The sequence below is a fragment of the Vibrio splendidus genome (assembly GCF_003345295.1).
GTDB lineage: Bacteria > Pseudomonadota > Gammaproteobacteria > Enterobacterales > Vibrionaceae > Vibrio > Vibrio splendidus_K.
The window spans coordinates 1,645,889-1,658,121 of record NZ_CP031055.1; the positions used below are offsets into that span (position 1 = coordinate 1,645,889).

The window sequence follows — 12,233 nt, forward strand, 5'->3', positions numbered from 1 at the left end:
TTCTATGCTCCCGAGAAAACGCAAAACGCCCACATCACGTGTGTGATGTGGGCGTTTCAATATTTACTGTAAACTATCTTTGGGTTGATTAAAGCCTGTGGCTTATAGACCCATCTCTTCAGTGAGCGTTTTGATCTGCTTAAGATCCATGGTGTGGACTTCAATCATTTGTCTGATATCACTCAGACGAGAGTTAGCGTTATCCTGCTTCTCACACGCGTCAGATTTAGCATCCCATGATGTGCCATCTAAGAAAACGTCGCACGCCTCCTTCAGAGAACCAAGGTTCTGCTCAAGTTCATTTTTTTCTTTCTCAAGCTTTTCAAGTTCTTGAGAGATCTGTAATTCTTTTCGGAAAACTTCACGCGAACGCTCAAACAAGGTCGATTGCATATCAGCTTGACGATTAAGTTTCTGGTTGTCTTGCTGAGTTTGCTCTAACGTTTGCTTCTGTTCGTTTAGCTGCTGCTCTAATGAGTAGTTCGCTTTCTCCAAAACCGAAGACTGCTTCGCTAGGTCTTGGAGCTCTTTTTGATGTTCTTCTGTTTGTTTTACTAGAGCGGCTTCTACTTTTTCATCGATTTCGGTATCGACTTTTGCCACTTTAGTTTCAACGGATGTCATCAACTGTGTTTTGCTGTCATTCAGTTCTTGATAACGAGTTTCGAGTACCTGATAAGTGGACTCCCACTTCGAAGCCGTGATTGTAGAACCGATCAAGCCACCTAACGCCAAACCTATAACCGCAGCAATGCCGATATAAAGCTGACTGCGCTTATCGCGTTCTTCAATAACAACCACTTCATCTTGTTCGCTTTGTCCAGATTGCTGGTTCACTAGCGGGTACTCCCAAAAATTTGTTTAACGTTACACGGTCACTGATACTGATACTGATACTGATACTGATACTGATACTGATACTTTAAGCTCAGTTAAACCTATTACCCAAGCCAGAAGCACTTGAGCTTTGCTTACACGTTCGTCTTATCTACTCAAAGACAGGTTTAACGAGTTAACTCCGAAATCATCAAGCTCGCCGTATACAAAAGGAAGCTGCTAACGATAACGATCACTACCCCTTTTTGCAGTTTTTCGTTTGTCCGGTAACGAAACAGCACAAATGCCAAAGCCAATAAAAAAACAATCGCTATTAGTCGAGTCATAACTCCTCCTTGTTTCTCTATTTTATACCATTTAAATAAGCAAGTTACGTCAGAGACTCGTTGTTTGATCATTTAGTTGAACAACATTTAAGCAAACAGATATTTTGTAGCTGACATCACATTTTATATGATCTAGGATACGTCTACAGATTACCTAATTATTTAGGTAATTGTTCCGATGAAGACTGCAGGAGAGTGGTTTTTAACTAAATATTAACATTTAGTTAGATTGACCCGCCGAAGAAGTAAATCTTTCAGGTGCTTTATGCTGGAGAAATCCAGAAAAGTGAGGACTGTCGTTGGAGGAACCTCTGGAGAGAACCGTACTACTTTTTTTGTAGCAAGCGGTCGCCGAAGGAGCAAGCTTAGTGCCCGTTACTTATCTATAAGTGATTCGCTAAGTGAAACTCTCAGGCAAAAGGACAGAGGAGTGGAAAGCAACAGCCTTAATTAACAAAAGAATTCTATCTAGAAATCCGTCTGTATTAAGTAGTGCTATCGATCCCTGAGATCCGCACTGCCTTCCCTCTTCTCCTTAAATTTTATATTTATTAAGGGGAAACTATGAACCATCTACAAGCTACACTACAAACCATCAACCAATTCGTTTGGGGACCACCACTGCTTATTCTGCTAGTGGGAACGGGGATCTACTTTACTTTTCGCTTAGGCTTACTCCAGTTTAGACACCTCCCAACCGCACTAAAAATGGTGTTCACCAAAGACAAATCCGGTACGGGTGACGTATCGAGTTTCGCCGCTTTGTGTACAGCACTTTCAGCAACTATTGGTACAGGTAACATCGTTGGTGTAGCGACCGCAATTAAGATTGGTGGCCCTGGAGCCCTATTCTGGATGTGGCTTGCCGCTGTCTTTGGTATGGCGACCAAATACGCAGAATGTCTACTTGCCGTTAAATACCGCAGAACCGATAGCAATGGCGAAATGGTTGGCGGCCCAATGTACTACCTGCAATACGGTGTCGGCTCACGAATCTTAGCGGTAATGTTCGCTGTCTTCGCGTTAGGTGTTGCCTGCTTCGGTATTGGTACCTTCCCACAAGTCAACGCTATCTTAGACGCAACTCAAATTTCGTTTGGTGCTTCTCGTGAGATGTCTGCTGTCGTTCTTACGATATTGGTGGCAGTGGTAACCCTTGGTGGTATTCAATCTATCGCGAAGGTAGCAGGAAAAGTGGTTCCAACCATGGCAATTATGTACATCGTCGCGTGTTTGAGCGTGCTGGTTTCAAATGCCGACCAACTACTGAATGCCATTACCCTTGTGGTTACCTCTGCGTTTACCAACACCGCTGCAACCGGTGGTTTCTTTGGTGCAAGCATCATGCTTGCTATCCAATCAGGTATCGCTCGTGGTGTATTCTCGAACGAATCTGGTCTTGGTAGTGCGCCTATGGCAGCAGCAGCGGCTAAAACGGACTCGTGCGTGAAGCAAGGCCTTATCTCGATGACAGGTACCTTCTTTGACACCATCATCATCTGTACGATGACAGGCTTGGCGCTTATCTTAACGGGTGCTTGGCAAACCGACCTCTCTGGTGCTGCGATGACCACTCATGCATTCGCTGTGGGTTTAAACGCCGATACTCTAGGTCCAATGTTAGTTTCGATTGGCTTAATCTTCTTTGCGTTTACAACGATTTTAGGCTGGAACTACTATGGTGAGCGCTGTGTTGTTTTCTTACTAGGTACCAAAGCCGTACTACCTTACAAAATCATCTTCATTGCGTTGGTTGCCTCTGGTGCATTCCTAAAACTCGACATGATCTGGCTGATGGCTGATATCGTGAACGGCCTAATGGCTATTCCTAACCTAATCGGTCTTATCTTGTTACGCCACGTTGTCATCGAAGAAACAAAGCTATTCTTCAAACCTTTAACTTCTTCAAATGATTGTGAAGCCGTTAAAGCATAACTTGAATTGATTGAATACCAAGCCCGCAATAAATGCGGGCTTTTTTATTGATTCAACGCTTCAAATGACTACATTATTACTTGTCCTATATACCCAAAAATATAATAATATATTTATTCGGCGACTGTTCTAATTAAAATAATGAAAAGACTAATAAAAAGGTCACTAATAAAACCAACGCTTAATTAGATGTTACTTATATTTAACAGGTTGTGTCTAAATAGCGTCATTTTTATCATAAACGAATAAGAAACATTTTGTTTCAACCACACAAAAAAACACCATAATAAAATATGTGACTTTAATTCACATATGAGTCAGTTTATAGTCATCTACACTCTTGAGAGAATTATAATAAAAATAAAATGTTGGCTATATGATCAAATTTGACCCAATTAAAAACCGTATTTATAACGACGAACGTTCTATTAAAATAGGATATCGTGAGACTCGTGTTTTAGAGTTATTACTTAAAAAATCTCCCGAGATTGTGCGCAAACAAGATATTATTAGTTTCGCATGGGGAAGCGAATTCATTGGTGATACGTCACTAGCGAAATGTATCAGCTTACTTCGCCAAGGATTCGTTAAGCTCGGTATCAAAGAGACGCCAATCGTGACTGTGCCAAAGGTTGGTTACCGCCTTATCGATGGTTGTGTCTTGATCGAATCGCAGCCACAAAGTGGAGCCACTATACTTCTCACTCCAGTGAGCGACCACATATCACTAAGTCATACCAGTTCACTAAGTCATACCAGTTCACTAAGTCATAGCAGTTCATTAGGTAATCGCTGTTCACAAGGTCATGACAGTTCACAAGGTCAAAGCAGTATTGCGCTCTCTCTTGCAAGTAGCCATGAATCTGAATCTAAACAGACGACACCTGCTTATCAGCACGTCGGCTCATACCGAAATAGACTGTGTTACTTCACTACTGGATGTTTGCTGCTGGCATCCGCGTTATTGGCTTTCGCTAAAGTTAATGAGAGAAACCTCAGTGATATCAAGCCAGTTAACCGACTCAACGAGCAGTGGATTGGTCAAGTACAAGTTTTCCAAGATCCTGAAATGGCGATGACTCCTGAGCTAGAAAGCATCCTCTATCAGTATCAATGTGACTGTGTGGCGTACGTTAGCGAAGAGCCCGCCTATTCAGAACTCTCCGTACTCAACAAAGCAACACGCCAGTCTGTCAATATCTTTTACACGTCAACACAATTGGATCGAGCTAGCACCGAGCTGGCGCTATTCCTAGAGAGAGGCCAACTATGATGCCATTCGTTGCACTCATTTCCGCATTCGCTTTATTAGTTGGCATATGGAATATCCCTTCGCCCCAACCAAAAGAAGAGCATCGCTATCAACATAGCGTGGTGGACTTCATAATGGATGACAATGTATTACGTACCGATGGATTAACAAAAATAAGTAACAACGAAGTCCTGCACCTTATGTCAGTCCAGGACGACAACATGCCCAACCCGATTGTCCTGAGATTCAAAGGAAAAGCTAACCCTTCTCAATCATTTTTCTTTTCTATATCTGGTACCATCGACTTAGTCTCTGTACAAAAAATAAATAAAACAATGAATGACAGCCTATTGTCACCTTATCTTTTAATCAACAATGACCCATTAACGATAAAGATTGATATCTTAAGTTCAAATGATTTATTTGCCATAATAAAAACGTGTAATACAGGCCGAACACAACTTCTGGCTAAGCGATAATTAGGAACAGTTTTTCCACCAGCAACCGCAACTTTATTATCAAATGACGATCTTTGCCGATATTACACATAGAAAACGGATGGTTATTTTTATTCTTCTATCAGTAATACAATGGCGACTTGATCCTGACTTAAAGTGTTTCAATGTTAAAAAGGTCGCACATCAAGATATCCAATCTAGATTTAGACTCCTTATGGTTCAATAACCGCCTTAAAGTTACGAACATTGTGAATGGTTATATCTAGCTTTCTACTTAACCATTCACATCAAGCGTAACGAATTAACATCAAAGCGTTTTGACGTTTAAGCCCAAATAATAACACTCTATTTTTCTAAAAACGGTTTGAGCCCCATCAAATAATTTCCTTTAAGTTGCATACACTTTCACCCTAAAAATACATTCAACAATACAACTCAATGAATTTAAAGGGTAAATTAATTCAAGCCTTTTCAGTATCTATCTATTTATCAACATGAAAAAGTGAACTTGTCTTGTTAACTACACGGCACACAAAACATTATCAAAATAGAAAAATTACAAACGAGGGAATTGTTAATGATTAGTATAAACAGAAGTCTCTTAGCAACCGCAGTGTTGTCTGTTCTATCAACCGGTGTAAACGCAAAGGTTTACCCAGACCAAATAGTGTTTGACCAACTTGGTGAAGATGTATGTCGCTCTGGTTATCGTCCTTTAGACCGTTATGAAGCCGAAGAGCAGAAGAGTGCTTTGGTCGCTCGTATGGGCACTTGGCAGATTACCGGGTTAAAAGGAAACTGGGTAATCATGGGACCTGGTTATCATGGCGAAATTAAACAATCAAACAGCGGGTCGACGTTCTGTTATCCGAACAATGACCAATCTGAAATACCAAATTACTCTGCTAAAGCCGTCACAGAAGGCAGCGAGATAGACGTTGAATATGACTTAGTAAACAACCGCAATGATTTTGTACGCCCTCTTAGCTATCTAGCTCACAACCTAGGTTATGCATGGGTTGGCGGTAACAACAGTCAGTATGTTGGTGAGGACATGACCATTAACCGCTCGGGTGACTCTTGGGTGATACAAGGTAACAACAGTGGCTCTTGTGATGGTTATCGTTGTAACGAAAAGACTAAGATCACCGTCGATAACTTCACCTACACCGTTAACGACAATAATTTTTGGCACGGCGATGTCGTCGAGTCCGATCGTGAACTGGTTAAGACCGTTTATGCAACGGCAAGAAACAGAAGCGACATCGCGCAGCAAGTCGTTGTCGACCTAAAAGTCGATGAGTCTACAAATTGGTCGAAAACGAATAGCTATGGGTTCTCTGAAAGTGTTCAAACAGAGAATACATTCAAGTGGCCTTTGGTTGGCGAGACTAAGCTTACAATCAAGTTAGAAGCGAACCAGAGCTTTGCTGAAACCAATGGCAACTCCACTAGCGAGCAAGTAACACTGCAAGCTCGTCCTATGGTTCCAGCGAATTCGGAGCTGCCGATTCGAGTTGAGTTGTATCGTTCAACCATCTCTTATCCTTACCGATTCAACGCTGACATCAGTTACGATGTTGAATTTAACGGCTTCCTTCGTTGGGGTGGTAACGCATGGCACACCCACCCAGACAACCGCCCGTACAAAGCTCACACCTTCACTATGGGTCGCAGCAGCAATGAATCAGCCGATATTCGTTACCAATGGGATCACAGATACATTCCAGGCGAAACGAAATGGTGGGACTGGGGTTGGGCGATCAAAGAAGCCGGTTTATCAAGCATGCAGTACGCGACTGGAGGAAGCTTACGCCCATTCCACTCTTACGTATCTGGCGATTTTAACGCTGAATCTCAATTTGCAGGCACCATTGAAATTGGCCAAGCAACGCCAATTACCAACAGTGTTCGAAGCAAAAGAAGCGTCGATTCAGTCAACGAAACCACTGAGCGCATTGGCGATATCGAAGTTACCACCAACTTCAATGCAGATGAGTTGAGTGACTTAGGTTTCGAAGGCGCTGAGATGAACATTAGCGTTGTCGAATAACGCAGTAGCTCACATCTAACACTCGATTTACCAGTAACAAAAAAGCCCACGGCAGTGTTTAAATACAAACCTAACGTGGGCTTTCTTCGTTTTAATTCAATTGTGTAGAGCCTTTAGGACGACTCGCAATAACCTATACCCAAAACGGTTCAGATTATACTGGCTCTTCCATCAGAAGCTTAACACCCAGCCCCACCAGCACCATGCCCGTCACACCTTCCATCCACTTCATAAAGCTCGCGTTCTTAAGCAAGTTTTTAGCGGAGTTCAATGCCCCAGCCAAACTGCATTGCCACACCATCGCAATCATAAAGTGCACCGAAGCCATCACCATGGATTGCAATAAAGGCGATCCTTCAAGGTTTACGAATTGAGGCAGAAAAGCCAAATAGAAAACCGCCGTTTTCGGGTTCAGCACATTAGATAAGAAGCCTTCGCGTAGAGAGCGCTTGGCACTGTATGCTTGCTTAGCTTGCTCCCCGACCTGCATCCCGCCGCCATTTTTCATCAAAGCGCGTAGACTGCTTAAGCCAAGCCAAATCAGGTAAACCGCACCGACCATTTTAACGGCTTGAAATAGTTCAGCAGATTGAGCAAGAATAGCGGAGATCCCTACAGCTGAGAAAAAAGCATGCACATAAAGACCGCTACAAATACCAAAGCTGGTCATCACACCGTCAGATAAGCCCGAGCGGCTCGTATTGCGAATCACCAATGCCGTATCTAAGCCCGGCGTTAGCGTTAAAATAGTGATGGCAATTAGAAATGCCTCAAAGTTCAAAATATCCATATTATTGTCATTGTTGTTCAGCGATCTATCATCAATACCGTGTATCTGAACAATTCGCAAGCAACAATTGCCATCGGCTATACAAGTCACTGATTTTGTGCACAATGGAACAGTTTGATTTGTTAATAAATAGTAAATTCTAGGCATCGTACTGCCTCATGCTTTTATCGCTATATCTTCGACTACGAAGTACAGCGTCATTAAAAAGCAGAGCCATAATCAAAGTACATGAGAGATGAACCTTAAAGCTGACGCTGTCCTAAGGATCATTTAAAGAAACCAAATTAAGAGTAGTCAAATGAGCGCATTCAAAAAACTAGTCGAGCACTCTCAAAAATGTTCACGCTTTCAACACCTAGCCTCTATTTGTGGTTGGGACCAAGCTTCAATGATGCCTGCCGGTGGTAACCAAGCTCGTAGTGAAGCGATGGCCGAGCTTTCGGTTCATATTCACGGGTTGATGACGCAACCACAGCTTGGCGATTGGATTGCAGACGCTGAAAACGAAGCGCTAAATGGCGAGCAACAATCGTCTCTGCGTGAAATTAAACGCCAATGGCAACAAGCTAACCTACTTCCAGAAAAACTGGTTGAAGCGAAATCTCTAGCAGGTTCAAAATGTGAACATGCATGGCGAAGCCAACGTGGTAACAACGACTGGGTTGGGTTCGAAAAGAACTGGCGTGAAGTGGTTGAGCTATCTCGTGAAGAAGCGCAGATCCGCGCCGACGCAGCGAACCTAACGCCTTATGATGCGATGCTGGATATCTATGAACCGGGCACCAGCTCTGCTTCGCTTGATACCTTGTTTGCAGACGTTAAAACTTGGCTTCCAGGCTTGATTGATGAAGTGATCGAAAAACAGTCGAGCGAGCAATTTAATGCGCCATCTGGCACCTATTCAACCGAGAAACAGAAAGCACTGGGTTTAGAAGTCATGAAGCTGCTTCAGTTCGACTTCGAACACGGCCGATTGGATGAAAGTGTTCACCCATTCTGTGGCGGCGTACCTTCAGACGTGCGCATCACAACCCGATACGACGAAGCGGAATTCGTTCAAAGCTTAATGGGTATTGTGCATGAAACAGGACACGCACGTTACGAACAAGGCTTACCAAAGCACCTAGCAGGACAACCGGCGGGCGAAGCGCGCTCTATGGGTATCCACGAATCTCAATCTTTGTTCTTCGAGATGCAAGTCGGCCGCAGCGACCCGTTCATCGGGCACTTAGCAAACCTCGCTGGTCAGCAGTTCTCAGGCTCAGAGTTTGAGAAAGAGAACTTCCAGAAGATCTACACTCGCGTGAAGAAAGACTTCATCCGTGTCGACGCTGATGAGCTGACCTACCCTGCACACGTTATCTTGCGATACGAAATTGAGCGTGATTTGATCAACGGAAAGATCAAACACACCGATGTTCCTGAGCTTTGGAACACCAAGATGCAGTCATACCTTGGCTTAAGTACTCAAGGTAATTTCACCAACGGCTGTATGCAAGACATCCATTGGACAGACGGCGCATTCGGTTACTTCCCGTCGTACACACTAGGTGCGATGTACGCGGCTCAGTTCATGGCTTCAATGAAGAAAACGGTAGATGTGAACGCTGTAATTGAAAATGGCGACCTATCACCTATCTTCACTTGGTTAGAATCAAATATTTGGAGCAAAGGCAGCCTGCTTAACACCGATGACTTGGTGAAAGGCGCAACAGGCGAAACCTTGAACGCGCAGTACTTCAAAGACCACCTAAGAAGCCGTTACCTTTAGTGTTTTATTAAAGAGTTTTCGAACAAAGAAAACTAGGTAATAGACGAATAAAAAAGGCTGAGCAGATTATCTGGCTCAGCCTTTTTACTCTTCAGACCTAGATCATTTATCTCCCGTGAGCATGCTGAAGAAGGTCTGTCTCGACTCTGGTGTGTTGTCTCTATGAGTTTCGTATTTTACATGCGTGTTTGCATCGACTGCTTTTGATAGCTTGATGCTCCAAAGCGCTTTCATTTGGTTCGGTACAATTGAATATCGGACATCGATAATACGCAGATCGTCTGTTGGGTCCTGAGCAATATAACCATTCGAGAACCAGCGGAAACGTTCAATGTCTTTGGCTTGTTGAGAATCAAGGTCAAGCCAAGGTAAATCCCTGCCAACGCTCAGCTTAGCGATCGACTCTCCGGGATACGTGCTTACCGATGTACCAACCCGCACTGCGTCTACATGATAATGAGCCTCTGTTTCGTACACTACTTTCCAAACTAAGATGTTCGCAAAGCTCGGCTTAGCCTCTAATCGAATCGGCTGATGTTGTCTTTCTTCGGCTAATTGCCATCCAACTGCCTCTGCCCTGTCTCTCTGAATCATCCCTAATGTTGGATAGATTAGAGCCCAAGCAAATGCGACACGCGCTAACCAAGGCGCTCGTTTCAACGTTGCAAACACAAGTAAAATTAAGATGGGAAGCGTATAAACAGGATCGATGATTGATATGGTATTCCAAGCAAAACGCGCGTTGGTGAAAGGCCAAAGTAACTGCGTGCCATAAGTGGTACAAGCGTCTAACAGTGCATGAGTGCCGTAACCTAGAGTACAAAACAGCCAGCTTTGTTTGAAAGAAAGCCCGCGCCTTTTTGCAATGAGATGATGCAAAACCAAGGCACAGATCAAACTGCCAATGGGGATAAAGAAGAGTGAATGGGTAAATTGTCGATGAAACTCCAAAGCCAACAAAGGATCAGTCTGTGACTTAATCAGTGCATCTAAATCTGGAGCCAATCCAGAGAGTAGACCTAATACCCCAGCGACAACCAAGTTCTGTTTTTTGCTTGCCGACTGTGACAAAGAAGCGCCTAATACGCCCTGCGTTAAAGGATCCATAAACCACTCATTGATAGCATTCCGTTGAATCAAACAAGATACATTTAGCTATAGCAGTGAATCCCGTTAAACAACAAGATTTCATCAACATACTCATATACATAATCGTATAAATGTAGACTGGCAAACAAAAAAGAGCAGCCTCGTGACTGCTCTTTTTGTTTGAATTTAACGATAGTTCTTACTTCTATATCGCTTTATTAGCTTACAACTCTTCCCAATTTGTCAGATCGCACTTCCGATATGTCCAAAGATAATACGCACTCATAAAAACAGAATAAAATGCACCAGCGATGAATGATTCGTACAGCAAGTTTGAAAAGGTCACTCCCTCTCTCGATATACTTAACAGCGATATCAAAGGAAGGAAAAAGACAAAGAATTCGACAAAGCGCACCACTACATTTCGTCCAAAAGACACATAATAAGGCGGCCTTAACTTAAGTCCTGCCTTTCTTAACCATTGATGCAATGGCGGGTTGTAGTTCCATTTTAGAATTTTGGCGGCTTGGAGTTGCAAGAATGCCCTTTCAAGCTTTGTTTTATAACTCATGTTGGAGATTTCCCGCGGCATCATAAATTCCTTTGGGTAAGTGTTTGACCAAATTTAAAATATTTATAAAACAGGACAATTCTATTATGAGCCATGATGCATTAAAAGGCGTTAATGCGGCGATTGATGGACTCAGATCGCAATTAGACATTTACATGCGTTTTCTCGCACCTAAATGTCTAATTGATAAAGAAACTGAATCAGTTACAGGACACCGAGCGATCTTTGCTTAACGAGCAACCATGCTTGCTGCGATAACAACCAACAGTACTGAGAAGATTTTCTTAATCGTTGGAACCGGTAAATGGTTGGTTGCTTTTGCACCTAACGGAGCCGTAAACCAAGAAGTGCATACTATACCCAGCAACGCAGGTAGATAAACAAAACCAGCAAAACCGTCAGTTAGAGCAAAGTGGCTGCTGCCCGAACTGATATAGCCGATTGAACCAAATAACGCGATGACAATGCCACAAGCTGACGCACAACCGATGGCCTTTTTCATATCGACAGAGAAAAACGTCAACAGCGGAACCAGTAATGCACCACCACCAATGCCAATCATCGCAGACAAACCGCCCGTGATCGTTGTCAGGACGGTTAAGATGCCCTTATTTGGCAGTTTTCTTTCTTTAGGCGCGTCGTTTTTGCTGCTTAAGAACATCTTTATTGCGATAAGAACCACACTCACTGCAAACACAATACGAACAACTTTTTCTGGCAACAAAGCCGCCATAAAGCCACTAACCAATGCGCCAAGAGCAACCCCTAACATGATCCAAGGCGCCAGATCCCAAGGCACGTTTCCATTCTTGTGGTGAGCAAGTGCAGAAGAAGTTGAGGTGAACAGTATCGATGCCAACGAGGTAGCGATGGCCGCAACAACCACTTGATCCGCAGGTAGAATCTCTAAGTGAAGTAAAATGCTGCTTAGCACCGGAACAATGATCAGCCCTCCGCCAATCCCCAAAAGCCCGGCAAGAAAACCAACACCACTGCCTAATAATGCACAGTATAAAATCAACAACAGCAATTCACTCATTTCATCCATCTCTTAATTAAATTAATTGTCTTAAATAACGCACTATTAATGTGGTTATATTTCCATCAAGCTAATTAATATAACTGACACCGACTTAAACATTCAAACAGAA

At 43.1% G+C, this 12,233-nt stretch carries 12 protein-coding genes and 1 riboswitch; of the genes, 6 read left to right on the plus strand and 6 right to left on the minus strand.

Annotated elements, in window-relative coordinates; all coding sequences use genetic code 11:
- Window positions 1–102: 102 nt before the first annotated feature.
- Together DUN60_RS07280 and DUN60_RS24545 are read right to left on the minus strand one after the other, a co-directional pair.
- A complete protein-coding gene (locus DUN60_RS07280; protein ID WP_114633616.1) occupies window positions 103–837 on the minus strand; it encodes a chromosome partitioning protein ParA in 735 nt (244 codons plus the stop codon).
- Between the two features lie 167 nt (window positions 838–1,004).
- Complete coding sequence (locus tag DUN60_RS24545; RefSeq protein WP_048659466.1) at window positions 1,005–1,163, minus strand: hypothetical protein; 159 nt, start codon at window positions 1,161–1,163, stop codon at window positions 1,005–1,007.
- A 301-nt stretch (window positions 1,164–1,464) separates the two neighbouring features.
- A riboswitch (glycine riboswitch) is annotated at window positions 1,465–1,599 on the plus strand.
- A gap of 128 nt (window positions 1,600–1,727) precedes the next feature.
- Between DUN60_RS24545 and DUN60_RS07290 the strand changes: the two genes are divergently transcribed.
- The 4 genes from DUN60_RS07290 (at window position 1,728) to DUN60_RS07305 (ending at window position 6,861) form a co-directional block, all read left to right on the plus strand.
- Window positions 1,728–3,098, plus strand: a complete 1,371-nt coding sequence (locus DUN60_RS07290) for an alanine/glycine:cation symporter family protein (protein WP_061025471.1) — start codon at window positions 1,728–1,730, stop codon at window positions 3,096–3,098.
- Window positions 3,099–3,474: 376 nt separating this feature from the next.
- The gene (locus DUN60_RS07295) at window positions 3,475–4,371 is read left to right on the plus strand and encodes a winged helix-turn-helix domain-containing protein (protein WP_114633617.1); all 897 of its coding nucleotides are present in this window, start codon (window positions 3,475–3,477) and stop codon (window positions 4,369–4,371) included.
- Entirely contained in the window at window positions 4,368–4,829 is a 462-nt protein-coding gene (locus DUN60_RS07300; RefSeq protein ID WP_114633618.1) for a hypothetical protein, read from the plus strand. The genes DUN60_RS07295 and DUN60_RS07300 overlap by 4 nt, the downstream gene beginning before the upstream one ends.
- Window positions 4,830–5,385: 556 nt before the next feature.
- Window positions 5,386–6,861 carry an aerolysin family beta-barrel pore-forming toxin gene (locus DUN60_RS07305; protein ID WP_102492242.1) on the plus strand — a complete coding sequence of 492 codons (1,476 nt, stop codon included), beginning with the start codon at window positions 5,386–5,388 and terminating at the stop codon, window positions 6,859–6,861.
- 154 nt (window positions 6,862–7,015) lie between these two features.
- On the opposite strand, the gene DUN60_RS07310 is transcribed toward DUN60_RS07305, so the two are convergent.
- Window positions 7,016–7,651, minus strand: a complete 636-nt coding sequence (locus DUN60_RS07310; protein ID WP_114633619.1) for a LysE family translocator — start codon at window positions 7,649–7,651, stop codon at window positions 7,016–7,018.
- Window positions 7,652–7,949: 298 nt separating this feature from the next.
- Between DUN60_RS07310 and DUN60_RS07315 the strand changes: the two genes are divergently transcribed.
- Complete coding sequence (locus tag DUN60_RS07315) at window positions 7,950–9,422, plus strand: carboxypeptidase M32 (RefSeq protein WP_114633620.1); 1,473 nt, start codon at window positions 7,950–7,952, stop codon at window positions 9,420–9,422.
- Window positions 9,423–9,524: 102 nt separating this feature from the next.
- Here DUN60_RS07315 and DUN60_RS07320 read toward each other — a convergent pair whose 3' ends face one another.
- Window positions 9,525–10,529: a metal-dependent hydrolase gene (locus DUN60_RS07320; protein WP_114633621.1), complete on the minus strand. Its 1,005-nt coding sequence runs from the start codon at window positions 10,527–10,529 to the stop codon at window positions 9,525–9,527.
- A 205-nt stretch (window positions 10,530–10,734) separates the two neighbouring features.
- Window positions 10,735–11,082 (minus strand): DUF6404 family protein, encoded by a 348-nt coding sequence (locus DUN60_RS07325; protein ID WP_065205151.1) that lies wholly within the window; start codon window positions 11,080–11,082, stop codon window positions 10,735–10,737.
- A gap of 86 nt (window positions 11,083–11,168) precedes the next feature.
- On the opposite strand from DUN60_RS07325, the gene DUN60_RS24435 reads away from it, so the two are divergent.
- Window positions 11,169–11,315: a hypothetical protein gene (locus DUN60_RS24435; RefSeq protein WP_162808215.1), complete on the plus strand. Its 147-nt coding sequence runs from the start codon at window positions 11,169–11,171 to the stop codon at window positions 11,313–11,315.
- On the opposite strand, the gene DUN60_RS07330 is transcribed toward DUN60_RS24435, so the two are convergent.
- Complete coding sequence (locus DUN60_RS07330) at window positions 11,312–12,121, minus strand: sulfite exporter TauE/SafE family protein (protein ID WP_065204733.1); 810 nt, start codon at window positions 12,119–12,121, stop codon at window positions 11,312–11,314. The two genes, DUN60_RS24435 and DUN60_RS07330, sit on opposite strands and share 4 nt — an antisense overlap.
- Window positions 12,122–12,233 lie beyond the last annotated feature (112 nt).

Excerpts from the sequence above, each read along its gene's own strand:
- DUN60_RS24435 (WP_162808215.1), top strand. The coding sequence starts at position 11,169 with ATGAGCCATGATGCATTAAAAGGCGTTAATGCGGCGATTGATGGACTC.
- DUN60_RS24545 (WP_048659466.1), bottom strand. The coding sequence starts at position 1,163 with ATGACTCGACTAATAGCGATTGTTTTTTTATTGGCTTTGGCATTTGTG.
- DUN60_RS07295 (WP_114633617.1), top strand. The coding sequence starts at position 3,475 with ATGATCAAATTTGACCCAATTAAAAACCGTATTTATAACGACGAACGT.
- DUN60_RS07310 (WP_114633619.1), bottom strand. The coding sequence starts at position 7,651 with ATGGATATTTTGAACTTTGAGGCATTTCTAATTGCCATCACTATTTTA.
- DUN60_RS07290 (WP_061025471.1), top strand. The coding sequence starts at position 1,728 with ATGAACCATCTACAAGCTACACTACAAACCATCAACCAATTCGTTTGG.
- DUN60_RS07320 (WP_114633621.1), bottom strand. The coding sequence starts at position 10,529 with ATGGATCCTTTAACGCAGGGCGTATTAGGCGCTTCTTTGTCACAGTCG.
- DUN60_RS07300 (WP_114633618.1), top strand. The coding sequence starts at position 4,368 with ATGATGCCATTCGTTGCACTCATTTCCGCATTCGCTTTATTAGTTGGC.
- DUN60_RS07315 (WP_114633620.1), top strand. The coding sequence starts at position 7,950 with ATGAGCGCATTCAAAAAACTAGTCGAGCACTCTCAAAAATGTTCACGC.
- DUN60_RS07305 (WP_102492242.1), top strand. The coding sequence starts at position 5,386 with ATGATTAGTATAAACAGAAGTCTCTTAGCAACCGCAGTGTTGTCTGTT.
- DUN60_RS07330 (WP_065204733.1), bottom strand. The coding sequence starts at position 12,121 with ATGAGTGAATTGCTGTTGTTGATTTTATACTGTGCATTATTAGGCAGT.
- DUN60_RS07325 (WP_065205151.1), bottom strand. The coding sequence starts at position 11,082 with ATGAGTTATAAAACAAAGCTTGAAAGGGCATTCTTGCAACTCCAAGCC.